This is a genomic window from Cellulomonas sp. Root485, from assembly GCF_001426705.1.
Taxonomy (GTDB): Bacteria; Actinomycetota; Actinomycetes; order Actinomycetales; family Cellulomonadaceae; genus Cellulomonas.
On the sequence record NZ_LMFC01000003.1, the window covers coordinates 234,628 to 258,004 of the forward strand.

Here is a 23,377-nt window from a genome sequence, read left to right on the forward strand (position 1 = left end):
CGTCCGCGTGCTGTGCGGAACACGGGGGAGCGTCAGGGCTGCAGGGCGTCGTACTCGGCCTCGGCGGCGACATCGTCCTCCACGTCCAGCCGCAGGTGCGCCAGCATCGTCTGCAAGGTGCGCAGGACGGACGACGCGCGCTCGCCCCAGTCCGACAGGTACGAGAACTGCCACCACCACAGGGCCTCGAGCACGCCACCGGTCTCGTAGTGCCGCAGCCCCTGGGCCAGCGCCCCGGCGATCGCGACGAGGTCCCCCGACACGCTCGCCGGCTGGACGTCGACGCCCAGGAGCGGGTCGACCACCTCGGCGTACTCGTCGATGCCCTCGAACACGTTCGCGAGGTTGGCCCGCAGCGGCTCCACGTCCGGGTCGGGGCCGACGTCCGGCTCGAACCGCTCGGAGGGCACCACGTCGGTGGTCGCCCCCAGCCGGGCGCCGGCGGCGAGCATGTCGCTCACCGCGAGCAGCAGCAAGGGCAGGGACGCGTCCGGGTTGGCCCCCGACGCGACCTCGGTGATCGTCGTCAGGTAGCTGCGGGCCTCGGTCGCCACGGACTCGGCGATGTCGCGGAGGTCGGCGTCGGCTGTGCTCATCGTGCTCCTCCTACGCGCTGATCCGTCGGCGGCCCTCGAACGCCCGGCCGAGGGTGACCTCGTCGGCGTACTCCAGGTCCCCACCCACCGGCAGGCCCGATGCCAGCCGGCTGACCGTCAGCCCCATCGGGACCAGGAGCCGCGCCAGGTAGGTGGCCGTCGCCTCGCCCTCGACGTTCGGGTCCGTGGCCAGGATGACCTCGGTGACCGTGCCGTCCGCGAGGCGCGTCATGAGACCCGCGATGCGCAGGTCGTCCGGACCGACGCCTGCGATCGGGTTGATGGCCCCGCCGAGCACGTGGTACTTGCCGCGGAACTCCCGGGTGCGCTCGATGGCGACGACGTCCTTGGACTCCTCGACCACGCAGATCGACGTCGGCGAGCGGCGCGGGTCCCGGCAGATGCGGCACTGCGCCTCCTGCGCGACGTTCCCGCAGATCTCGCAGAACCGGACCCGCAGCTTCACCTCGGTGAGCGCGTCCGACAACCGTCGGACCTCCGCCGGGTCCGCCGACAGGATGTGGAACGCGATGCGCTGGGCGCTCTTGGGACCGACCCCGGGCAGTCGCCCGAGCTCGTCGATCAGGTCCTGGACCGCGCCTTCGTACACACCGTCAGCCTACGGGGTGGTTGCCGTCCCGCCGTCGGACGCCACCCTCTGACCGACCACGCGATCAGGACGTGCCGTCGTCCAGCTGCTCGTCGATGACCGTCCCGCCGAGCATCTGCGCGACCAGGGGCGCGCCGATGAGGCTCGACGTCGTGATGTCCGGGTCGTCGGGCGACGGCTCGTCCGGCACGCCCGGGATCACGCGTGCCGCCGACTCCCGCGCAGCCGCCATGCCGCGCTCGCGGGCCGTGCCGGGCGCCGGCGGTGCGACGTCGTGCGGCGGGGCGTCCGGGACGCCCGGCTCACCGGGCTCGTCGTCGGGCGGCTCAGGCATCGGGGGTTCGTCGTCCCACGACGCCGCCGCCTCCGCAGGGGTCACCGCCCGGGGGTTGCTGCGCTCGTCGGCGGCAGGCCGAGGGGCAGCCGCGGCGGGAGCAGGGGCCGACGTCGCCTGCTCGGCGAGGATGCCCTCGACCCGTACGTCGAACCCGAGCGTCTCCCGCACGGCCCGGGCGACCACGTCCGCGTGGGCGCCGTTGCGGAACGTGGTCGCGAGCGCGGGGTTGTCGAAGGCCACCTTCAGCGTCGAGGCGTCGAGCTCCGCGACCTGGGCGTTGCGCGGGTCGATGAGCGCCCACGTGACGCGGCGCAGACCCTTGACGGTCTCGAGGACCTCCGGCCAGCGACGTCGCAGCACCTCGGTGTCGGGCCCCCCGGTCGAGCGCGCAGGGGGCGGCGTCGCGGCCGCCGGCGCGGCGGGCGGGGTGGCAGCCGGCTGGACGACGGGCGCCGACGCAGCGGGGGCTGCGTCCGCGGCTCCTGCGGGGTGCGCGGCGGGGGCTGCGTCCGCGGCTCCTGCGGGGTGCGCGGCGGGGGCGACGGCATCGGAGTCGGCGTCGGTCGTCGGCGCAGCGACATCCCACGGCGGGCTGTCGTCGCCGAGGTCCGTCGGGCCGGCCGTCGGCGGCACGTCGGCGGACGCGTCGTGCCCACCCGGCCCGGTCGTCGGTGCAGCCACCGGCACCGGACGCTGCGCAGGCGCGGCCTCACGCGCAGCAACAGCCGCAGGCGCGGCCTCACGCGCAACAGCCGCAGGCGCGGCCTCACGCGCAGCCGGCGCAGGCGCGGCCTCACGCGCAGCCGGCGCAGGCGCGGCCTCACGCGCAGCAGGCGCAGGCGCGGCCTCACGCGCAGCCGGCGCAGGCGCGGCCTCACGCGCGGCGGCCGCTGGCTCCGGTCGCGAAGGAGCAGCGACCTGCGGCGCAGCCGGCGGGCCGGCGACCGGCACCCGGACCGCCGCGGCGCCGTCGGCGGGCAGCCCACGCTCGAGCCGGTCGAGACGGGCGCCGAACCCGGAGCGGGTGTCCTCGACGGCGGGCAGCAGGAGCCGCGCCATCAGGAGCTCGAGGTGCAGCCGCGGCGACGTCGCGCCCGTCATCTCGGTGAGCGCAGCGTTGCACAGGTCCGCCGACCGCGACAGCTCGGAGGCACCCAGGTGCCGGGCCTGCAGCCGCATGCGGTCGAGCTGGTCGGTGGGGACGTCGCGCAGGGCGGCATCGGCGGCGTCGCCGGAGGCCGCGATGACGATGAGGTCGCGCAGCCGCTCGAGCAGGTCCTCGACGAAGCGCCGCGGCTCGTGGCCGGTCGAGATCACGCGCTCGACCACGCGGAACGCCGAGGCGCCGTCGCGGGCGGCGATCGCCTCGGTCAGGTCGTCCAGCAAGGAGGCCTGGGTGTACCCGAGCAGGGCGGCGGCACCCTCGTACCCGAGCTCTCCCCCGCCCGAGCCCGCGATCAGCTGGTCGAGCACGGAGAGCGTGTCCCGCACGGAGCCGCCGCCGGCGCGCACGACGAGCGGCAGCACGCCGGACGCGACCGGCACGCCCTCGCTGTCACAGAGCTGCTGCAGGTACGGCACCAGCACGTCCGGCGGGACCAGCCGGAACGGGTAGTGGTGGGTGCGCGAGCGGATGGTGCCGATGACCTTGTCGGGCTCCGTCGTCGCGAAGATGAACTTGATGTGCGGCGGCGGCTCCTCGACGATCTTGAGCAGCGCGTTGAAGCCCTGGTTCGAGACCATGTGCGCCTCGTCGAGGATGAACACCTTGTAGCGGTCCCGCGCGGGCGCGAACGTGGCGCGTTCCCGCAGCTCGCGGGCGTCGTCGACACCGCCGTGGCTCGCCGCGTCGATCTCCACGACGTCCAGGCTGCCCGGTCCCCCTCGCGCCAGCTCCACGCACGACGGGCACACGTCGCACGGGGTGTCGGTGGGGTTCTCCTCGGTGTTCTGCGCGCAGTTGAGGATGCGGGCGAGGATGCGCGCCGACGTCGTCTTGCCGCAGCCGCGCGGGCCGGAGAACAGGTAGGCGTGGTTCACCTGACCGCTGCGCAGCGCCTGCCGCAGCGGAGCCGTGACGTGGTCCTGGCCGATCACCTCGGAGAAGTTCTCGGGCCGGTAGCGGCGGTACAGGGCTGTCGTCACGCCACGGACTCTAGACGCCCGCGCCGACAGCCGTCGCCGCTCAGGTCGGCAGAGAAGCGATCGCGGTGAGCACGCCGTCGGGGTCGTAGCGACGCTTCGCGGCGAGCAGCCGGTCGGCGTTCGCGCCGAAGGCGAGCCGAGCGCGCTCGGCGTCGTCCGGACCGAGGATGTTCGGGTAGCCACCGGGCAGCGCCCCGGGCGCCAGGGCGTCCGTGACCCGCTCGACCCAGGCGCGGTGCGGCGTGGGATCACCGCCGGGCCACGCCGCGATGACCTCCGCCAGCAGGTGCTCGGAGCGCAGTGCGAAGGCGGTCGCGTCCGGGGCCACGCGGGTGGCGGCGCCGTGGAAGTGGTGCAGGGCAAGCAGGGACGACGCCGACGACCAGGTCGAGGCCGCCTCGGCGAGCACCTGGATCGCGTGGTCGGAGAGCGTCGGGAGCCAGCGGGTGCCCAGCGTGTAGTGCTGACCGGGTCGGGCGCCCTGCTCGAACATCCGGATCAGGTCTCCGTAGGGCAGCGGGCCGATGCCCCCGGCGACCACTGTGCCGAGCCGCAAGAACGGTGCGAGCACGGTGTCGCCCGCGACGGGGTCGCCGCTCCACGTCGGCGCGAGGAACACCGCCGCCTCCCCCGTCGGCCCGGCGACGAAGCCGGCCATCACCGTGAGCTCGTCGGGCGCCATGGCGATCAGGTCGCGGTAGCCGCGCAGAACCTGGACAGCCTGCTGCTGGGGGAACAGGACCATGCCGCCGAGCACCGGACCCAGCGGGTGCAGCCGGTAACGCGCTGCGGTGACGATCCCGAAGTTCGCGCCGCCGCCGCGCAGCGCCCAGAACAGCTCGGGGTCCCCGTCCGGCCCTGCGACCACCCGGGTCCCGTCGGGGAGCAGGACGTCGGCCGAGATCAGGTTGTCGAGCGCGAGCCCGAACCGGCCCGCGAGCCCGCCGTACCCACCGGCGAGCGTCATCCCCGCCATGCCGACCGTCCGCACGACGGCGGTGGCGGTGCCCAGACCGTGCGCGGCAGCCGGGTCCACGACGTCCGCGACGAGCGCGCCGCCCTGTGCCACGGCCACGCCGGCACGCGGGTCGACCTGGACGTCGCGGAGCGCGGACAGGTCGAGCACCACAGCGCCGTCGCCCAGCGCGCGGCCGGCCCAGTCGTGCCCACCGCCGCGCACCGAGAGCGGGGCGTCGCACTCGCGCGCGACCAGCAGCGCGGTCCGCACGTCCTCCGCATCGGCGCACCGGACCACGACCGCCGGTCGGCGGTCGACCGCGCCGTTCCACACGCGCCGGGCGTCGTCGTACCCGTCGTCGTCCGGCTGCCACACCCGACCCCGGACGGCCGCGCGCACGCGGGCACCCACCTCGGAGCTCGTCGTCTGCGTCATGTCGAGAGGCCCCCTGCCGTGCGACCAGACCGCGACCTCGTCCAGTGCAGCGGGGTCCACGCACGTCGTCAAGGAACCGAGGAGCACTCCGCCCGGACGGGCAACAGACGCGTGCTCAGTCCGCGCGGACCACCGTGTCCGCCAGCACCGACCGCAGCAGCGGCCGTGAGGTCTCGGTGGCGGCGAACACCAGCGCGCAGCCGCCCGCCAGGAACCCGACGAGCATCAGGGGACCCTGCGGGGAGAGCATGGACTGCACGCCGAGCAGTGGGTAGAACATGACGAGGGCCGTGACCGCCGACCCGACCGCCACGAAGAGCAGCGGGACGAGCACGGTGCGGCGGCGGACGGAGTCGTGCAGCTCGGCGGGCGTGCCGGCCAGGCTCTGGAGCGCGATCTCGCGGCGCCGGTCGAGCACGGAGGCGGCCTGCGCGATGCCCGCGGAGACGGCCGCCAGCAGGAACGCGACCACCAGCGTGACCATCGCACCGGTCACCAGGTCGTCCATGAGGATCGCGCCCTGCGGGTCCTGCGAGGTGTCGACCGCGACGATCGTCGGCAGGATCGAGAGCGCCCCGGCCACGAACCCGGCGAGCCCGAGCCCGCCCACCACGCGCCACGCTGCCTTGGGGTCGTCGAGGAGCCGGCGCGCGGCGAGCAGTCGCGCGGGCGTCGACGCACGCCGCAGCTGCGCCTTGCCGACGAGTCCGAGCACCCACGGGCCTACGGCGTTCAGGGTCATGAAGCCGACCGCCATCGCCCCGAGGAGCGCAGCACCGGCCGCGGCCCCGAGCTGACCGGCGGCGGAGCTGACGACCATGAAGGTGCCGATCCCGACGACGGCGACGACCACGCGCAGCCAGGTCATCTTCTTGGGCGTCTCCCGACGGGCCACCCCCAGCGGCGACACGGTTACGCGCCGCAGCGAGACCGCACCGGACAGGGCGGCCAGGGCCGGCACCCCGACGAGCGCGATCGCCAGGCCCTCCCACCCGACCCACAGCTCCCCGACGGTGAACGTGGTGCCCTGGAACGGCAGGAGGGCGCACAGGGGCAGCAGCACCACGTAGAGCAGGACGCCGAGGAACGCCCCGACGAGACCCTGCCAGGCGGTCTCGGTGACGGTGAGGCCGACCACCTCGCGCGGGGTGGCGCCGAGCAGTCGCAGCGTGGCGAGGCGGGCGTCCCGACGCGCGACTCCCAGGCGAGCAGCGGCACCGGCGAGGGTGATCAGCGGGACGACGAGCAGGACCACGGCGATCCACGCCAGGATCACGTAGACGCTCGCGTCGTCGCCCTGCCCCTCCGGGACCGGTACCTCCGCACGGGCGGTGAACCCCAGCAGACCGCCGACGACGCTGAGCGTGAGGCCCGTCGTCACGGCGAACGCCGTGATCGCCAGGCTCGTCGTGATGCGCGCGTCCCGGCCCCCCGCGCGCTGGAGCCGAGGGGCGAGTGCGAGGACCGTGTTCATCGGGCGGTCTCCGGGTGACGGACCAGTCCGTCACGGACCTCGATGCGGCGGTCGCACCAGCCGGCCACCTGCGCGTCGTGGGTCACGACGACGAGCGACGCCCCCGCGGCCTTCGTCGTCTCCGTGAGGATCTGCATCACGTCGTGGCCGGTGCTCTGGTCGAGGGCACCCGTCGGCTCGTCGGCGAACACGACCGCGGGACCGGTGATGAGCGCCCGCGCGACCGCGACCCGCTGCGCCTGCCCGCCCGACAGCTCACCGGGCCGTCGCCCCTCCATGCCAGCGAGACCCAGCGATGCCAGCCACCGGCCCGCCAGCTCGGTCGCATCACGACGCGGGGTGCCCAGGAGCATCGCCGGCAGGGCCACGTTCTCGATCGCGGGCAGCTCGGAGAGCAGCTGGCCGAACTGGAACACGAAGCCGTAGTGCTTGCGGCGCAGGAGCGAGCGCTCGCGGTCGGACAGCCCGCCGACCTCTCGGCCGTCGAGCGCGACCGTGCCGGAGTCGGGCAGCAGGATCCCGGCGAGGCAGTGCAGCAGCGTGGACTTGCCGGAGCCGGACGGACCCATGACGGCGAGCGACTCCCCGCCGGCGAGGTCGACGTCCACCCCGGCGAGCGCGGTCGTCGAGCCGAAGCGCTTGACCAGGCCGCGGGCGGACAGGCGTGGGGTGGCGGTGTTCATGCTGCCCAGGCTCCCCGGCGAGGGCGGGTCTCCGCGTCGGACCCCGGGATCCTTCACCCTGGCCGGGCGTGCACCCGCAGGGGGACCGGCGTCGGACCGTCGGATGACGGCATCGTCAGACGACGAGCGCGACGCCGGCGAGCACGACGACGGCCGAGCCCGCGACCGACACCCACGTTCGGGCGGCCGGTGGGAGCCGCAGCCCGAGCAGCCCGCTGCCGACGGCGAGCAGGAGCTGCCAGGCGAGCGAGGCGAGGCCGACGCCCACGACGAAGGCCGCGACGGACCCAGCGCCGTCGACCTGCACCGCGAGCCCGACCGCGATCGCGGTGAACGTGACCGCGGTGAGCGGGTTGACGGCCGTCAGCGCGACGAACCGCCCGTAGGTGCGCGTCGCCGACGTCGTCCGGTCCTGCCCGGGTTCGGGTGCTGCCCTGCGGGCGGCGGCGGCGAGCCCCACGATGCCGATCACGACGAGGACCGCGGCGCTCACCCCACGGACCAGGGCGGCGTGCTCGCCGACGACCCGGCTCACCGGGGTCCCGACGGCCACCGCCACCACCGCGTACAGGACGTCGACCGTCGCGATCCCGCACGCGGCCGCGACGGCTACACGGACGCCGTCGACCAGCCCGCTGCGCAGGAGCAGGACGCCGACGGGGCCGACGGGCATCGCGACCGACAGCCCGGCCAGCACACCGAGGGCGAACGCTGGGGACACGCTCTCCAGGGTGGCCGAATGGGCTCACCCCTGCTGCGGAAATCGCGGCCGCTCTGCGATCATCGCCGTATGGACAGCATCGACGACGCGATCCTCCGCGAGCTCACCGCAGATGCGCGGCTCTCCTACAGCGACCTCGGCGCGCGCGTCGGCCTCAGCCCGAACGCCGCGGCGAACCGCGTCCGCCGCCTGGTCGAGGACGGCACCATCCGCGGGTTCACCATCGTCACGGCGTCGTCGCCGCCCGCACGCCCCGGCACCGGGCTGGAGGTGTTCGTCGAGGTGCGCCTGGCCGACGGGACCACGAACGAGTCGTTCACCGCGGCGCTCCGGGGCTTCCCGCAGGTCCTCGACGCCGTCCACGTCACCGGCTCGTACGACTACCTGCTGCACGCGGTCGTCGCGGACCCGGCGGCCCTCGACCTGTTCGTCCGGCGGCTCAAGCGCGAGGCGGGGGCCGGGCAGACGTTCACCCGCCTGGCGCTGCGGGCATAGAAAGGACCCCCCGCACACCCGCCAGAGCTCACCTGCCCTTGCTGCCTTCCGGCCCTGGGGGAGTTCAGCGAGATGACGCCGCACGAGGGGTCGGGGAAAAGCCTAACCCAGCGCGGGCCCTCGTTCACACGCCGGTCACCCGCTCGACTCTCGCGACGCGACGTTCGCGGGCAGACTTCGAGGATGGCCAGCGACGGCACCCTCGAGACCCCCGAGCGCTACGACTACGACCTCGTCGTCGTCGGTACCGGTCCGGGCGGGCAGAAGGCTGCGATCGCCGCCGCGAAGCTGGGGCACAAGGTCGCCATCATCGAGCGCCGGCACATGATGGGCGGCGTCTCGACGAACACCGGGACCATCCCGAGCAAGACCCTGCGCGAGGCGGTCATGTACCTGACGGGCATGGCGCAGCGGGAGGTGTACGGAGCGAGCTACCGCGTGAAGTCCGACATCACGATGGAGGACCTCTTCGCGCGGACCCAGCACGTCATCGGCCGCGAGCACGAGGTCATCCGCGCCCAGCTGCTGCGCAACCACATCGACATCCTCAGCGGCACCGGCTCGTTCCTCGACGCGCACACGCTCGGCATCCTCGACGACGACGGCATCCGACGCACCCAGGTCACCGCCCGGTTCGTCATCATCGCCACCGGCTCCAAGCCGCACCGTCCGACGACCGTCCAGTTCGACGGGAGCACGGTCCTCGACTCCGACGGCGTGCTCGCGCTGGAGAAGGTGCCGAACTCGATGGTGGTCGTCGGCGCCGGGATCATCGGCATCGAGTACGCGTCGATGTTCGCCGCGCTCGGCACCCGCGTCACCGTCATCGACAAGCGCCCCGCGATGCTCGAGATGTGCGACCCCGAGGTCGCCGAGTCGCTGAAGTTCCACCTGCGCGACCTGTCGGTGTCGTTCCGGTTCGGCGAGGAGGTCTCCGGCGTCGACAGCAACACGCACGGCACGGTCACCCGGCTGGCGTCCGGCAAGCGGATCGCCGCCGACGCCGTCATGTACTCGGCGGGCCGGCAGGGGCAGACGGACGCGCTCAACCTCGCGGCGGCGGGACTGTCCGCCGACTCCCGCGGGCGCATCTCCGTCGACGAGCAGTACCGCACCGAGGTCCCCAACATCTTCGCCGTCGGCGATGTCATCGGGTTCCCCGCGCTCGCGGCGACGAGCATGGACCAGGGGCGCCTCGCGGCGTACCACGCGTTCGACGAGCCGGCCCGCGAGCTCCAGTCCGTCCAGCCCATCGGCATCTACACGATCCCGGAGATCTCCTACTGCGGCCGCACCGAGGCGGAGCTCACCACCGAGGCGGTCCCCTACGAGGTCGGCGTCGCGCGGTACCGCGAGCTCGCCCGCGGCCAGATCGTCGGCGACTCCTACGGGATGCTCAAGCTCCTCGTCCACACCGAGACGCGCGAGCTGCTGGGCGTCCACATCTTCGGGACGTCCGCCACCGACCTGGTGCACATCGGCCAGGCGATCATGGCGTGCGGCGGCACCGTCGACTACCTCGTCGACACCGTCCTGAACTACCCGACGCTGTCCGAGGCCTACAAGGTCGCCGCCCTGGACGCCACGAACAAGATCCGCCAAGTCGCCCGGTTCAGCCTCTGACTCAGCCAGCAGACTTTGTCGCGCTAGGCAGGACGAAGTCTTCCGGCTGTTCTCGGGGGCCTTCTACCATCGACAGATGGAACCCGTGGGTTGGGTGCGCAGCCCGGTCGTCGACCCGTCCGACGCCGCTCGACAAGGCGACGAGGGTGCGCCCGACGTCGTCGTCGAGCTCGACCCCTCCGTCGCCGCCGCAGCCGCCGACCTGCGCCCCGGCGACGACCTCCTGCTGCTCACCTGGTTCCACCTCGCCGACCGCACGACGCTCGCCGTCCACCCGCGCGGCGACACCACCCGGCCCGTGACGGGCGTGTTCTCGACGCGCTCGCCCGACCGACCCAACCCGATCGGACTGCACCGGGTCCGGCTCCTGCGCGTCGACGGTCTCCACCTGTACGTGTCCGGCTGCGAGGCGGTCGACGGGACCCCCGTCGTGGACATCAAGCCGGTGCTGGGCGCTGCCGACGAGCGTTGAGTCACATCGCGACCATCGCGGCCATCGTGCCGACCGCCGCGACCGACCCGCCGACCGCGGCGGGGGTGCGGTGTCCGTGGCGCGAGCCCGCCGACGCCGCGCGCGCGTGCAGCGCCACAGCAGCCGTCAACCACCCGACGAGCACCGTCAGCACGAGCGTGCGCACGTCGCCGGCGGACTCGCCATGGTGTCCGCCCGGGAGCGCGACGCTCCGACCGTGCACCGCTGGCATGACCAGGACGAGCACCACCATGAGGCCCAGCTCGACGACCTCCCGTGCCGACTCGAACGCGGACGGTCCCGGAACGTCCTCGGCCGCGCGCTCCTGCAGCGCGGCCACCGTGGTCCACAGCAGGACGCACCCGAGGACGACCGCCCACGCCGCGGGGCCGAGCGGGTCCCGGGAGGGCACGACCATGGCCACCATGGCGAACCCCATAGCGCTGTGTCCCGCCCACCGCCGGGCGGTGCGGCGGGAGCAGCCGACGACTCCCAGGGCGAACGTGATCCCCGTGGAGACGAGGAGCGCGACGGTGACGACTGAGGCGGTGGGCATGATCCGGGCTCCTTCGGAGGATCGCGTCGATGCCCTCATGACGCGCGCGACGACGGATCTCGACACCCTGGCGCCGACCAGCTCGACGGACCGCCGCTCGTCGGCGGCCGGTTCGGTCCCACGTCCTGGGTCGGGTATCCTCTGTCGGCCGGGAGGATTCGCCTAGTGGCCTATGGCGCACGCTTGGAAAGCGTGTTGGGTGAAAGCCCTCGGGGGTTCGAATCCCCCATCCTCCGCGCACCGAAGGGCCCGTCATCCGCACTGTGCGCGTGACGGGCCCTTCGTCACGCGCAGGCCCGCCCTGTGACGGTCTCGGAGAAGCGTGCAGGTGCGTTGCTGCGAAGCCAGGCCGGGAGCCGGCTCAGGCGCGCGACGTAGGCTCGGAGTCGTGGCCACCTTCTCCTCCGTGTCGAGACAGAACGTCCTGCAGGCGATCGCCGAGTACGACTCCCGCGGGGACACCGGCTTCCTCGACGTCTACGGCTTCGAGCCGTTCCCGGGTTACGCGCTCGTCCACGAGGGCCGTTCGTACGACCTGCGGGCGGTCGTCGGCGTCGCGCACCGGTTCGCGACCGGCCGCCTCGCCACCTCCGAGGAGTTCGGCAGCAGCAGGGACGGCGCCGTCGCGATCCTGCGCAAGCGGGGTTTCGACGTGACCGAGCCGGCGGTCGCGGTTCGTCCGGCGCCGGCGCGTGCCGCCCGAGCGCCGCGGGCTGCGCGGACGCCGGTGGTGCGGGCGACCGCCGTGCGCGAGGCCCCACCGGCGATGTGCCCCACGTGCTTCATGACGCTCCCGGCGACGGGCATCTGCGACGAGTGCGGCTGAGCCTCAGCGCTCCAGCCACGCCAGTGCACCGTGGGCCGCGACGACCCCGGTGCTGAACGACGCCTGCAGCAGGTAGCCCCCGGTGGGCGCCTCCCAGTCGAGCATCTCGCCGGCCACGAAGGTGCCGGGCAGCCGACGGACCATCAGCGCGTCGTCGACCTCCGACCACGCGATGCCGCCCGCGGTGGAGATCGCCTTCTCGATCGGCATCGTCGCGACCACCACGACCGGCACCTCCTTCACCAGTGCGGCCATCTCCCGCGGGTCGGTCGGCAGGGCACTGGCGCCGGACTCGCGCAGCAGCGCGATGCCGACCGGGTCCAGACCCAGGGTCCGGCGGAGCCAGTTCGACGTGGAGTCCTTCGGCCGGCGACGCTGCAGCCGCTCGGCGAGCTGGTCGACCGTGAGCGCGGGCCGCAGGTCGACCTGGAGGACGCACCGGCCGTCGGCGTCGAGGGCGTCACGCGCCGCGGCGCCGATCGCGTAGACCGGTCCGCCCTCGATCCCCGCCCGCGTGACCATCGCGTCGCCCTGAACGCCCGGACGCCCTCGCACCGTCAGCTCGACATGTTTGAGCGGCGTCCCCTCGAACCGGTCGGCGAACGTGTCCGACCAGCCGACGCGCAGCCCGACGTTCGCCGGTCGCAGCGGTGCCACGGTCACACCACGGTCGGCGAACGGGCCGACCCACCCGCCGTCGGAGCCGAGCCTCGGCCACGACGCACCGCCGAGCGCGAAGACCGTCACGTCGGACAGCACCTCGGTCTCCTGCCCGTCGACGCCGGTGAGGCTCAGCCCGTCGTCGGTCCAGCCCGTCCAGCGCGTCCGCCGCTCGATCCGCACCCCCAGGTCCGCCAACCGCGCCAACCACGCCCGGACCAGCGGCGTCGCCCGGAACGACCGCGGGAACACCCGCCCGCTCGACCCGACGAACGTCTGCTCCCCCAGGCCCGCGCACCAGTCGCGCAGGTCCGCCGGGCCGAACACGTCGAGCATCGGCGCGAGCCGCTCGGCGGAGTCGCCGTACCGGGCCAGGAAACCGTCACGATCCTCGGTGTGCGTGAGGTTCAGCCCGCCGTGACCGGCCAGCAGGAACTTGCGCGCGGGCGACGGCATCCGGTCGTACGCGGTCACGGTCACGCCCGCCCGAGCCAGCACCTCGGCGGCGATCAGCCCGGCAGGTCCGCCGCCGACGACGCTCGCAGTCCTGGGTGTCGACACGGGGCGAACGTAACGGACGGCGCACGGCCACGCGCGAATCGACTTCCGGGCCACGATCGCGAGACCTAGCGTGGGGCCACCGGAAGGAGACACCGATGTCGCTGCCCGACCCGCCCTCCCCTGCCGTTCGCGCGCAGATCCTGGCGACGGAGCACTGGAGCCTGCTGGGCACGCGCAGCACCATGTGGTCCGAGGTCATGAGCAGGATCACGATCCACCTGACCGTCGTGTCGGCGTCGCTCGTGGTCCTGGCGCTCGTCGCGCAGGCCTCCGGGTTCGGCACGCCGTTCACGGTGCTGTCGATCGGGCTGGCGTCGGCGGCGCTGATCCTCGGCACGCTCACGGGCGTGCGCGTGATGAACGCCAGTCACGACGACAGCGCCCTCATCCTCGGCATGAACCGCATCCGCGCGGCCTACGTCGCCATCGACCCCGGCGTCGCCGACTACCTGATGACCTCCTGGGAGGGCGGCCGGGCAGGTCTGATGGGCACCTACACGATGGGTCTGCAGCGCTCGACGCTCAGCCATGTCCTGGGCAGCACGTCGATGTTCGTCAACGTCGTGAACGCCCTGGTCGCCGGCACCCTCGGCGCCCTGATCTCCGAGGCGGCCGGTGCGAGCAACGCCGTCGTCGCTGTCGTCGGGGTGCTCTGCGGCCTGGCGTACCTCGGCGCGTGGCTCGAGTACGGCCGTCGCACCTTCGGGGTCAGGTCGACCGCCGGCTGATCGCGACGACGTGCCGACGCTCGAACTGCACCGCGTCCCCCGAGTGCAGCCCGCGCAGCTCGGCCGGGTCGGAAGCAAAGGTCCCCTCCAACGACTCCTCGCCGACCTCGGTCACGGTGACCCACATGCGCTCGGCGAGGCCCGTCGACGGCTCGACGATCAGCTTGACCCGGTCGCCCACCTGGACCGCAGCCAACGCGTCGTCGCTGGGGACACGGAATCTCTCGGGCGCAACGGCGTGCATCGACGCGGCGTCGGCCAGCGCCCACTCGGTCCGCCGACGGAACAGGCTCACGTCCGGGCCCCTGCTGACTCGCCGCTCGCCAGCAACGGCAGGAGGCCAGGCAGCGCACGTGCCACATACGGCAGGTCCGACCGGAGGACGACGATCCGCACGGTCGCCCCGGCGTCGTCGCAGACCACGGCGACGTTGATGCCTCCGGCGTAGGACTCGGACCGGGACACCTCCGTCAGGCCTCGCACCTCGAGCCGCTCGACCGGGACGGGGAACGACATGCCACCGACGCCGGTCAGCCAGGTCAGAGACGTCCCATCGACGCGAAGCATCCCTCCGGCCGGATGGCAGTAGGACGTTCCGCCGAGCACCGAGCCGGAGAACACGAGCGGACGCCCGGAGGCGTCGTCACGCGCCAGCCGTCGACGCCGGTGCCGGTCGTACAGACCAAGACCGAGTGCGCCGCCGACGAGGGACCCCAGAAGCTCAACGATCACGCCGGATCCTCGCTCCCTCTCGCAGCCCGCCGCCAGGGTCGGAACCGTACCCGGTCCCGTCGCGTTCACCGATCACGACCCCGCCGCTCGTCGCGCGTGCCGCCAGCGGGTGCCCGCCCGGGGAGCGCGCGGTCACGGCCCGACGCTTCTCAGCGCTGGTCAGTCGAAGTCGAAGGTGACGCCCCCGCACCCGCCCTGTCGTCGTGTGCGGTCGGTCACGGTCGACGGCGCTCCAGCAACCCGCTGCGGCTCATTCGGCAGCCAGGTCGGCGGCGAACTCGCCCGCGGCCTTGCGCGGCCGTCGACGCCACCACCAGCCGTCCTTGGTCTCGACGCGGGAGAAGCGGCCGATCGCCAGTCCGCCGTCGTCCTCGGTCGCCGCGATGAAGCGGTCGTCCAGGGCCGCCAGCTCCTCGGCTCTCGCTTCCCGGACGCGCGGACTCAACATCGGCCACGCGAGAGCAAGCCAGTCGCGGCACGCGAGGTCGTTCGTGTACTCGTCGACGATCTGGTCGTACCCCTCCTCGACCTCGCCGACGAGAGCCGCCCACGCGTCGGTCATCTCGTTCAGCGAGAATGCCTTGATCCACCCCCGACCATGCAGGTGCTGGGACGCGCGGTCGATGGACGCATAGTCCTCGGCTGTCAGCGCTTCCATCTGCCGAACCTTGTCATGAACCGGCAGACACGCCAGCAGCGAGCGCGAGCACCGTCTCGATCGTGTCCGCCTCGGCCGCAGTCTTGTCGTCCCGGTAGCGCAGCACCCGCGCGAACCGGAGGGCGACTCCGCCGGGGTACCGCGTCGAGCGCTGCAAACCGTCGAACGCGATCTCGACCACCTGCTCGGGCCGCACGTGCACCACGTACCCGTCGGTCGGGCCGTCGGCGAGCTCGGTGAACCGCTCGGTCTGCCAGCGGAGCATCTCGTCGGTCATGCCCTTGAACGTCTTGCCGAGCATCACGAACCCGTCGCCGTCGCGCGCCCCGAGATGGATGTTCGACAGGGTCCCCTGCCGCCGCCCGGAGCCACGCTCGACCGCGAGGACGACGAGATCGAGGGTGTTCCGGGGCTTGACCTTGATCCACCCCGCACCGCGCCGCCCTGCCTCGTAGGGAGCGTCGGCGGCCTTGATGACGACACCCTCCTGACCGGCGCGGACCACGTCGGCGAAGTACGAACGGGCCTCGTCGACGTCGGCGGTGACCAGGCGGTGCACCACCGACGGCCCCGCGACGGCGTCGAGCGCGTCGAGGCGGCGCAGGAGCGGGGTGTCGAGCAGGTCGACGCCGTCGACGTGCAGGGCGTCGAAGAAGAACGGGGTCAGCGTGGTCACCGCAGCGACCTCGGTGTCCTTGGTGGCCGAGCGTGCCGCCGTCTCCTGGAACGGCCGGGGGCGTCCGTCCGGTCCGACGGCCAGCGCCTCCCCGTCGAGCACGAGGTCCGACGCAGGCATCGCCCGGACCGCCGCGACGATCTCCGGCACCCGGGTGGTGATGTCGTCGAGGCTCCGCGTGAACACGCGTACCTCGTCACCCTGGCGATGGACCTGGATCCGGATGCCGTCGAGCTTCGAGTCGACGACCACGGGACCCGGTCCGAGGCTCGCCCAGGCACCGTCGACGTCGGGCGCCGACTGCGCCAGCATCGGGCGCACGGGCCGGCCGACGACGAGCGTGAAGGCGGCGAGCGCAGCGACCGGGTCGGGAGCCGTCAGTGCGGCAACCGCGACGGGCTCGGTGTCACCCGCGAGCATCGCGGCGCGGCGCACGACCTCCGGCGGGACCCCCGCAGCCTCCGCGACGGCGTCCAGGAGCAGCGCGTCGAGCGATCCCTGCCGCAGCTCCCCGGTGACCAGGCCACCCAGGAGCCGCTGCTCGTCGGCCGTCGCCGCGCCGAACAGCTCGGCGGCGAGCGCGTTCCGGGCCAGGACCGACCCGGGTCCCTCCAGCCGCGACATCTCCTCGAAGACCGCGTCGACCCCCGTCACGGTGAGCGACGGTTCGGACGCGGGCGTCGGCAGGGACGTCAGCGAGCGCCAGCCCAGCCCGGTCCGCCGTTGACGCAGCTGACCCCCGAGGTACCGCGAGACGATCCCGACGTCCTCGGACGGTGTCCGGCGCAGCAGGTCCACCAGGAGCGCCCGCTTGGCCAGCCGGGACCGCGTCGTCGCGAGGGCGGACGACGTCGTCGCCAGGTCGACCAGCAGCATCCCTGCATCCTGCCGCTCGGCACCGACATCCCGCGCGCCGGCGCTACGAGCCGATCCCGCCGTCCACGTACAGCCAGCGGCCGTCCTCGCGCACGAAGCGGCTCGTCTCGTGCAGCCGGCCGCGCCGACCGTCGGCGAGCCGGTAGTGCGCGACGAACTCGACGGTGCCGGCGTCGTCCCACGGTCCACCGGCGTCCTTGCGGACCACGTCGAGCCGGTACCAGGACATCTCGTCGTCGACGTCGAGGAGGTCCGGCCGGGTGCTCGGGTGCCACGTGACCAGCAGGTAGTGGGCGGCGCCGGTCGCGAAGCCCGTGTACCGCGAGCGCATCAGGGCCTCGGCGGTCGGCGCCCGACGGCCGTCGGCCAGGTAGCGGCCGCAGCACTCGCCGTACGTCTCGCCCGTCCCGCACGGGCAGCGGTCGTCGTCCTCGCTCATCGGCCCTCCCCACCCCGTCGTCGGGGCGAACGTAGCAAGAACTCTCCGCTGCCCAGGACGCCGAATGCGTCACTTCCGTTCCCGTCCGGCCCGTCGTGCCGTACGGTTGTCCCTGTAGTCGCAGTGAATCGCTTGTCATGACGGCCGAGGAAACTTGGCAGGACGTTCTCGAGGACCACCTCGGAGACGGACGACGAACACCGTGAATACCGGTCCCGGTCACCCGGGAGTTGTCCATACCGCACGTGAGAGAAGAGAACATCATGCCTGTTGGCACCGTGAAGTGGTTCAACGCCGAGAAGGGCTTCGGCTTCATCGCCCCCGAGGACGGCGGACCCGACGTGTTCGCGCACTACAGCGCCATCACGACGAGCGGCTACCGCACGCTCGAGGAGAACCAGAAGGTCCAGTTCGAGGTCACGCAGGGCCCCAAGGGCCCGCAGGCGTCGAACATCACGCCTCTCTGAGCTTGAACTGAGCTCATAGCTCCATCGCACGAGACCCCGGCCCCGTGGCCGGGGTCTCGTCGCATCACCACCGAGGCGCCCCCGATCTGCTCATCCCCCGACCGAACTCGCGCCGCGCTCTGCACGACCCGACAGGACGGATGTCCATGAGCTCTTCGACGCTCAGCCCCACCCCCACCCGGCCTCGCGACCGCGCGGTCAGCGACTTCACCGAGCTGACGCGCACCGTCCAGGCCGCCGGCCTGATGAAGCGCCGCCCCGCGCACTACGCCGTCCGGCTCTCCGCCGCCGTCCTGGCCGTCCTCGGGCTGGTCGCGACGATCATCCTGGTGGGCGACTCCTGGTGGCAGATCGCCGTCGCCTTCGTCGCCGCCGTGATCCTCACGCAGGTCGCGTTCCTGGGCCACGACGCCGCGCACCGCCAGATCTTCGCTGACGGGCGTGCCAACAACTGGACGTCCCTCGTCCTCGCTGACCTGTTCGTCGGCCTGAGCCACGGCTGGTGGCAGCGCAAGCACACGCGCCACCACGCCAACCCCAACAAGATCGACACGGACCCCGACATCGAGATCGAGGCGCTGGCGTTCACGCCGGCCCAGGCCGCGAAGCGGACGTCGAAGCTGTCGGTCTGGTACCTGAACCACCAGGGCTGGTTCTTCTTCCCGCTCCTGCTGCTCGAGGGCGTGGCGCTGCACGTCGCCGCCATCAAGCGGCTCTCGTCGCGCGAGAAGCTGGAGCACCGCGCAGCCGAGATCGTCATGATGACCATCCGGCTCGTCGGTGGCACCGCGCTCGTCTTCCTGACGATGTCCTGGCCGATCGCGCTGGTCTTCCTGGCCGTGCAGATGGGCGTGTTCGGGTTCTACATGGGCGCCTCGTTCGCCCCGAACCACAAGGGCATGCCCCTGATCCCCAAGGACTCGCGTCTCGACTTCCTGCGTCGCCAGGTGCTGACCAGCCGGAACATCGGCGGCGGCAAGTGGGTCGACGTGCTCATGGGCGGGCTCAACCACCAGGTCGAGCACCACCTGTTCCCGTCGATGCCCCGCCCGTCGCTGCGCCGCGCGAAGCCGATCGTCGAGGCGTACTGCCGCGAGCACAACATCCCGTACGTCCAGGTGTCGCTGCCGCGGTCGTACTCGATCATCGTGAAGTACCTGAACACCGTCGGGAAGCCCGACCGCGACCCGTTCAACTGCCCGATGACGGCGCTCTACCGCGTCTGACCTTCGGCTCCACGAAGCCCCCGTCACCCTCTGGGTGGCGGGGGCTTCGTCGTCGGCGCCGCGGGAGAGCCGGCTGTGGATGTGGTCGCGCGACGGCCTCAGCCGCGCGAGCAAGCCATGAGTGCCGCGGCGGCGCGCTGTCGCGGCACTCATGGCTTGCTCGCTGCAGGAGAGACGGACGCGGCCACACGGGGGCGGCGTTGGGTCGGGTCGGGTCCTGTCGCGACGGTCGCACGCAGAAGGGCGCCGGTCGGTAGTGACCCCGACCGGCGCCCGTGGGTCGCGCTTGCCCTCGCGACCCCTCGATCCTCGAGGGTCAGTCGAGCATCGAGATCACCTGCTGCGCCTGATACCCGAGGATCGCCCGGGCGGCAGGCGTGACGGTGGACAGTCGTGTCCGCGGCGTCAGCAGCTGCACGTACGCGGTCAGCGACTTCACCGCGATCTTCTCGTTGCCCGCGTCGGCGGCCTTGTCGGCCACCTCGACCGCGGCGAGCAACCCTGCGGCCGCGACACCCGTGATCGCACCGGCGGCGATCTGCGCCTTCGTCGCGTCGCGCAGGGCGTCGATGCTGCCCGGCGCGTAGAACGACGGCACCGGCACCTGCGTGTAGTCGGTGTCCGACGCGAGGTAGAAGCCCACGTCCGACGGCTGGTTGTAGGTCGTCTGCTGACGGGCGACCTCGACGCGGTACTGCGGGTCGTGCATGAGCGTGTACATCTTCGTGTGGCTCAGCACGGTGTTGGTGAACAGCCGGATCGCCGACGAGTCCTCGGTGCGGACCAGGAGCTCCTCGCGGGAGTCGCCCAGCACGTCCGCGACGAGCGACGGGTTGCCCTTGGTGCCGTTGTTCGAGCGGGTGCCCGTGGCGGTCAGCTGACGGCCGCGGGTCCAGTCGTCGATCGTGACGTCCTGCGCCGCTGATCCGTTGACGATCTGCGTCGTGCCGTCCGGCAGCCACTTGATGCTCATGTTGGTGCCGGGGATCGCGCCGGGCGTGAAGGTCCCCGTCGCCGAGTACAGCCCGAGCGACCCGGACCCGCCGGGCAGGCTCGCCCAGACCTCGAGGCCGCGCACGTCCGGGAGGACGTCCCCGATCATCGAGCGGCCCGTGTCGGCCCCGGAGTACTTGCCGAAGATGACCTCGCCGGTGGCGGCGTCGCGCAGGTCCATGCCGTAGGGGGCGAAGGTGGCGCCCTCGTGGCTGGTGTAGATCTCCAGGCCCGGACGGTCGGGGTCGACGTCCGTGACGTGCATGGCGTCACCGTGCCCGAGCCGCACGACCTGGCCCGGTGCCGCGCTGCCGGCCGGGAGGGTGTCGAACGACGAGTACAGGACGGAGCCGTCGTCGTCGATGGTCGCCGCGCCGTAGACGATCTCCTGCTTGCCGTCGCCGTCCACGTCGGACGCGGACAGCGAGTGGAAGCCCTGCGTGGTGATCTTCCCGTAGACGGGGTCGGTGCCGTCGCGGCCGTGCGGGCCGTCGTTGAACGGGTTGGTCATCGGGACGTGGCCCGAGTCGACGTACCAGCGCTCCTTCAGCTTCTTGCCGTCCCAGTCGTACGCGACGAGCGTGGTGCGCGTGTAGTAGCCGCGGGCGAAGACCGCCGACGGCGTCTGCCCGTCGAGGTACGCGACACCGGCCAGGAAGCGGTCGACGCGGTTGCCCGGCTCGATGCGGGCCATCGCGTAGTCGCCCCAGAGCAGGCCGTCGTCGCCGCGGCCCGGCTTGTAGTCGATGGTCTGGAGCTCCTTGCCGGTCGCCCCCGCGAACACCGTGAGGTACTCGGGACCGTCGACGATGAAGCCCTCGAAGTTGCGCAGCACGTTGCGGGCGCTGCGGCTGGGGGCGTAGACGTCGATGAAGTAGTTCGCGAGCGCCGTGGCGTCCTCGTGCGACAGCGGGTACGCGTACTGCGGCGCGATGCCGAGCGCAGCCTCGACGGTCGACGGCCAGTGGCCCGCGACGACCTCGGGGTGGCTGCTCCAGCCCTGGAGCATGGTGACCAGGTGGTCGAAGTAGCCCTGCTTGCTCAGCCGGTAGTCGACGGTGTCGGTGACGCCGGCGGCGCGATCGCGCCCCGGAAGCGAGACGTACTTCTCGGACGCGACAGTTCCGTCGGCCTTGTACTGCGTGATCTTGCTGCCGGGAGCCGTCTTCATCATCAGCTCGGCCTTGCCGTCACCGTCGTAGTCGTAGACGGGGAACTGCGTGTAGTGCGCCCCGGCGCGGATGTTCACGCCCAGGTCGATGCGCCACAGCTGCGTGCCGTCCTGCTCGTACGCGTCGACGAAGACGTTGCCGGTGTAGCCGAGCTGGCTGACGTCCTTCGAGTTCGACGGGTCCCACTTGACGATGTACTCGTACTGGCCGTCGCCGTCGACGTCGGCCACGGACATGTCGTTCGCCGAGTACGTGTACGCCTCGCCCACCGGGGTGACGCCGTCGGCCGGCTTGTGCAGCGGGATGTCGAGGCTCGCCTGCGCCCACGGGGTGGCCTCGGCGCCGTCGACCTCGGCGCCGTCCACGACCGCGGCGACCCGGTAGCGGGAGGCGGTGGTGCCGGCGGGGTCGACGAAGTTGGTGGAGTCGGTGACCGTGCCGAGCAGGGTGCCGTCGCGGTAGACGGCGAAGTCGGGACCGGTGAGCCCGGACGCCGTGGCGCCGGTGACCTCGCCGGCGAGCAGCCGCCAGGACAGGAACACGCCGTCGGACGTGGCCGCGACGACGAGCCCGCGATCGAGGCGCTCGAGGGTCAGGCCGTCGGGACCCTTGCCGGGTCCGTGCCCGATACCTGTCCCAGCGATCGGCGCGGCGGTGGCGGGGGTGGCAGCGAGCGTGCCGACGAGCAGCACGGACCCGGCGATCGCCGTGAGCGTTCGTCCTCGTCGTTGCGTCAGACTCATCCTTGAATCCTTTCAATCGGCTAGGCGTCCCCCACGGGTGAAGAGGGTCGCCCCGATGAGGAAAGCCGGGGGCGCCTTTGACCCCGACCGCCCACGACCGTATCGCCTGGTTCACCCGAGTCAACCCCTCCTGCGACATTCGCCGGAAACCGTTGACGGGAGCGCTCCCGGCAGAGGAAAACGCTATCCATCCGGGAGCTCGACCACGCCCGGATCGCCCCACGCGGCGGCTCGGGGACGTCACCCGCGCAGTCGGCACGAGGCGGGCGGCGTGTCACCTAGACTCCCTCCGTGATCTTCAAGGCGGTGGGCGAGGGCAGGCCCTACCCGGAGCACGGGCTCGAGACGGCCAAGCAGTGGGCCGAGGTCCCGCCGCGCCAGGTACGGCTCGACGAGCTGGTGACGACGAAGCGCACCCTCGACCTCGACGCGCTGCTCGCGGAGGACTCGACGTTCTACGGCGACCTGTTCGCGCACGTGGTCCAGTACCGCGGCGTCATGTACCTGGAGGACGGCCTGCACCGGGCGGTCCGGGCGGCGCTGCACCAGCGCGCACTGCTGCACGCACGGGTGCTGGTGATCAAGTGACGGAGCAGGACCGCGCCCGGCAGCTCCGACGGCGGCACATGCACGAGCGGCAGGCCGTCATCTTCGGGGTGCTCCTCGCCGCGCTCGCGCTGGCCGGGCTGGGTGCCGCGGCGATCTTCACCGGCAGCCTCAACCTGCCCGTGTTCGCGCGTGACTTCGCGACCGCCCCCAGCCCCACGGCCTCGCAGGACCCGTACCCGTGCCCGCCGGCCGGGGCGCTCCCGGTGGCCGCCAACCAGATCACCGTGAAGGTCTTCAACGCGACCACCCGCGTCGGCCTGGCCGGTGCCACGGGTGCGGCCCTGTCCGAGCGCGGCTTCGTCGTCGCGTCCGCCGAGAACGCCACGGCCACCTACGACGGCACGGCGCGCATCATCTTCGGGGTCGGCGGTGTCGCCCAGGCCTACACCCTCGCGGCACACATCGACGGCGCGGTCCTCGTGCTCGACCCCCGCGCGGACGCCAGCCTGGACCTGGCGCTCGGCGCCGAGTTCGCCGAGCTCAACCCCATCGACACGGTCGTCCTCGACCCGGCAGCCCCCCTCGTGGCGCCCGCGGGCTGCACGCCGTTCGACGAGGTGGTCGCTCCCGTGGCTCCCGCCGCGACCGAGGCCCCCGCCGGCTGACGCCCGTCGTGCACGGCGATGACGTCCGTGCGACCGTGGATCCCTGCCGTGGTCACCGACCGCGGACGACGAGGGAGGTCGACGATGACCGAGTCAGACACCACACCCGACCCCGTCCTGGAGACGGCCCCGGACGCGCCACCCGCCCCCGACGACGCGCCGCGCGACGACGAGTACGTCGACCCTGAGGGCACGGCCGTGTTCCCCGTCGCCGGGACGGCTGCGGGGACCGTGCCGCTGCCGCCGACCCCGGGCCGCGGGGTCTGATACTCACAGGCAGCGGGGCGGCGCCGAGGTCCAC

Annotated in this window: 25 protein-coding genes, 1 tRNA gene and 1 other RNA gene; 11 read left to right on the forward strand and 16 right to left on the reverse strand. The window is 72.6% G+C overall.

Annotated elements, in window-relative coordinates:
* Positions 1-32 precede the first annotated feature (32 nt).
* From ASD16_RS14810 to ASD16_RS14840, 7 genes are all read right to left on the reverse strand, one after another.
* Entirely contained in the window at positions 33-596 is a 564-nt protein-coding gene (locus tag ASD16_RS14810; protein WP_055918988.1) for a DUF5063 domain-containing protein, read from the reverse strand.
* Positions 597-606: 10 nt separating this feature from the next.
* Positions 607-1,206, reverse strand: a complete 600-nt coding sequence (gene recR, locus ASD16_RS14815; RefSeq protein WP_055918991.1) for a recombination mediator RecR — start codon at positions 1,204-1,206, stop codon at positions 607-609.
* Between the two features lie 64 nt (positions 1,207-1,270).
* Positions 1,271-3,688, reverse strand: coding sequence for a DNA polymerase III subunit gamma and tau (locus ASD16_RS14820; RefSeq protein WP_055918995.1), 2,418 nt, complete (start codon positions 3,686-3,688; stop codon positions 1,271-1,273).
* Positions 3,689-3,728: 40 nt separating this feature from the next.
* A complete protein-coding gene (locus ASD16_RS14825; RefSeq protein WP_055920544.1) occupies positions 3,729-5,081 on the reverse strand; it encodes an FAD-binding oxidoreductase in 1,353 nt (450 codons plus the stop codon).
* Between the two features lie 115 nt (positions 5,082-5,196).
* Entirely contained in the window at positions 5,197-6,555 is a 1,359-nt protein-coding gene (locus ASD16_RS14830; RefSeq protein ID WP_055918997.1) for an FtsX-like permease family protein, read from the reverse strand.
* The gene (locus ASD16_RS14835; RefSeq protein ID WP_055919000.1) at positions 6,552-7,238 is read right to left on the reverse strand and encodes an ABC transporter ATP-binding protein; all 687 of its coding nucleotides are present in this window, start codon (positions 7,236-7,238) and stop codon (positions 6,552-6,554) included. The genes ASD16_RS14830 and ASD16_RS14835 overlap by 4 nt, the downstream gene beginning before the upstream one ends.
* 115 nt (positions 7,239-7,353) lie before the next feature.
* A complete protein-coding gene (locus ASD16_RS14840) occupies positions 7,354-7,959 on the reverse strand; it encodes a LysE family transporter (RefSeq protein WP_055919003.1) in 606 nt (201 codons plus the stop codon).
* Between the two features lie 69 nt (positions 7,960-8,028).
* Here ASD16_RS14840 and ASD16_RS14845 point away from each other — a divergent pair, with 69 nt between their 5' ends.
* The gene (locus tag ASD16_RS14845) at positions 8,029-8,454 is read left to right on the forward strand and encodes an Lrp/AsnC family transcriptional regulator (protein WP_055919006.1); all 426 of its coding nucleotides are present in this window, start codon (positions 8,029-8,031) and stop codon (positions 8,452-8,454) included.
* Here the strand turns inward: ASD16_RS14845 and ffs are convergent.
* Positions 8,453-8,549, reverse strand: an RNA gene (gene ffs / locus ASD16_RS21495) — signal recognition particle sRNA small type. The genes ASD16_RS14845 and ffs overlap by 2 nt on opposite strands.
* A gap of 88 nt (positions 8,550-8,637) precedes the next feature.
* On the opposite strand from ffs, the gene sthA reads away from it, so the two are divergent.
* Both sthA and tsaA read left to right on the forward strand, forming a co-directional pair.
* Positions 8,638-10,077, forward strand: coding sequence for a Si-specific NAD(P)(+) transhydrogenase (sthA, locus tag ASD16_RS14850; protein ID WP_055919009.1), 1,440 nt, complete (start codon positions 8,638-8,640; stop codon positions 10,075-10,077).
* Positions 10,078-10,153: 76 nt separating this feature from the next.
* Positions 10,154-10,549 (forward strand): tRNA (N6-threonylcarbamoyladenosine(37)-N6)-methyltransferase TrmO, encoded by a 396-nt coding sequence (tsaA, locus tag ASD16_RS14855; protein WP_055919012.1) that lies wholly within the window; start codon positions 10,154-10,156, stop codon positions 10,547-10,549.
* Position 10,550: 1 nt separating this feature from the next.
* Here the strand turns inward: tsaA and ASD16_RS14860 are convergent, their stop codons facing one another.
* Complete coding sequence (locus tag ASD16_RS14860) at positions 10,551-11,105, reverse strand: DUF5134 domain-containing protein (protein ID WP_055919015.1); 555 nt, start codon at positions 11,103-11,105, stop codon at positions 10,551-10,553.
* A gap of 151 nt (positions 11,106-11,256) precedes the next feature.
* On the opposite strand from ASD16_RS14860, the gene ASD16_RS14865 reads away from it, so the two are divergent.
* A tRNA-Ser gene (locus ASD16_RS14865) sits at positions 11,257-11,341 on the forward strand.
* Positions 11,342-11,511: 170 nt separating this feature from the next.
* Positions 11,512-11,931: a hypothetical protein gene (locus ASD16_RS14870; protein ID WP_235523329.1), complete on the forward strand. Its 420-nt coding sequence runs from the start codon at positions 11,512-11,514 to the stop codon at positions 11,929-11,931.
* Between the two features lie 3 nt (positions 11,932-11,934).
* Here the strand turns inward: ASD16_RS14870 and ASD16_RS14875 are convergent, their stop codons facing one another.
* Complete coding sequence (locus ASD16_RS14875) at positions 11,935-13,152, reverse strand: TIGR03862 family flavoprotein (RefSeq protein ID WP_055919020.1); 1,218 nt, start codon at positions 13,150-13,152, stop codon at positions 11,935-11,937.
* 95 nt (positions 13,153-13,247) lie between these two features.
* Here ASD16_RS14875 and ASD16_RS14880 point away from each other — a divergent pair, with 95 nt between their 5' ends.
* A complete protein-coding gene (locus ASD16_RS14880) occupies positions 13,248-13,880 on the forward strand; it encodes a hypothetical protein (protein WP_055919023.1) in 633 nt (210 codons plus the stop codon).
* Here ASD16_RS14880 and ASD16_RS14885 read toward each other — a convergent pair.
* The 5 genes from ASD16_RS14885 to ASD16_RS14905 form a co-directional block, all read right to left on the reverse strand.
* Positions 13,861-14,175 carry a DUF2314 domain-containing protein gene (locus ASD16_RS14885; protein ID WP_055919027.1) on the reverse strand — a complete coding sequence of 105 codons (315 nt, stop codon included), beginning with the start codon at positions 14,173-14,175 and terminating at the stop codon, positions 13,861-13,863. The two genes, ASD16_RS14880 and ASD16_RS14885, sit on opposite strands and share 20 nt — an antisense overlap.
* Complete coding sequence (locus tag ASD16_RS14890) at positions 14,172-14,612, reverse strand: hypothetical protein (RefSeq protein WP_055919031.1); 441 nt, start codon at positions 14,610-14,612, stop codon at positions 14,172-14,174. Before ASD16_RS14890 ends, ASD16_RS14885 begins: the two co-directional genes overlap by 4 nt.
* 250 nt (positions 14,613-14,862) lie before the next feature.
* Complete coding sequence (locus ASD16_RS14895) at positions 14,863-15,270, reverse strand: hypothetical protein (RefSeq protein WP_055919034.1); 408 nt, start codon at positions 15,268-15,270, stop codon at positions 14,863-14,865.
* A gap of 13 nt (positions 15,271-15,283) precedes the next feature.
* Complete coding sequence (locus ASD16_RS14900; protein WP_055919038.1) at positions 15,284-16,822, reverse strand: ATP-dependent DNA ligase; 1,539 nt, start codon at positions 16,820-16,822, stop codon at positions 15,284-15,286.
* A 43-nt stretch (positions 16,823-16,865) separates the two neighbouring features.
* Positions 16,866-17,261 carry a YchJ family protein gene (locus tag ASD16_RS14905; protein ID WP_055919041.1) on the reverse strand — a complete coding sequence of 132 codons (396 nt, stop codon included), beginning with the start codon at positions 17,259-17,261 and terminating at the stop codon, positions 16,866-16,868.
* A 263-nt stretch (positions 17,262-17,524) separates the two neighbouring features.
* Between ASD16_RS14905 and ASD16_RS14910 the strand changes: the two genes are divergently transcribed.
* Together ASD16_RS14910 and ASD16_RS14915 are read left to right on the forward strand one after the other, a co-directional pair.
* The gene (locus ASD16_RS14910; RefSeq protein WP_028049733.1) at positions 17,525-17,728 is read left to right on the forward strand and encodes a cold-shock protein; all 204 of its coding nucleotides are present in this window, start codon (positions 17,525-17,527) and stop codon (positions 17,726-17,728) included.
* A 146-nt stretch (positions 17,729-17,874) separates the two neighbouring features.
* Complete coding sequence (locus ASD16_RS14915) at positions 17,875-18,954, forward strand: acyl-CoA desaturase (protein WP_082570949.1); 1,080 nt, start codon at positions 17,875-17,877, stop codon at positions 18,952-18,954.
* A gap of 316 nt (positions 18,955-19,270) precedes the next feature.
* On the opposite strand, the gene ASD16_RS14920 is transcribed toward ASD16_RS14915, so the two are convergent.
* Entirely contained in the window at positions 19,271-21,862 is a 2,592-nt protein-coding gene (locus ASD16_RS14920; protein ID WP_055919046.1) for a rhamnogalacturonan lyase, read from the reverse strand.
* Between the two features lie 291 nt (positions 21,863-22,153).
* Here ASD16_RS14920 and ASD16_RS14925 point away from each other — a divergent pair, with 291 nt between their 5' ends.
* The 3 genes from ASD16_RS14925 to ASD16_RS14935 all read left to right on the forward strand — a co-directional run bounded on the left by ASD16_RS14925 (position 22,154) and on the right by ASD16_RS14935 (position 23,343).
* On the forward strand, positions 22,154-22,450 hold the full coding sequence (locus tag ASD16_RS14925; RefSeq protein WP_055919049.1) for a type II toxin-antitoxin system VapB family antitoxin: 297 nt from the start codon (positions 22,154-22,156) through the stop codon (positions 22,448-22,450).
* Entirely contained in the window at positions 22,447-23,076 is a 630-nt protein-coding gene (locus ASD16_RS14930) for a LytR C-terminal domain-containing protein (protein WP_055919052.1), read from the forward strand. Before ASD16_RS14925 ends, ASD16_RS14930 begins: the two co-directional genes overlap by 4 nt.
* Positions 23,077-23,160: 84 nt before the next feature.
* Positions 23,161-23,343 (forward strand): hypothetical protein, encoded by a 183-nt coding sequence (locus tag ASD16_RS14935; RefSeq protein WP_157453960.1) that lies wholly within the window; start codon positions 23,161-23,163, stop codon positions 23,341-23,343.
* The last annotated feature ends 34 nt before the right edge of the window (positions 23,344-23,377 follow it).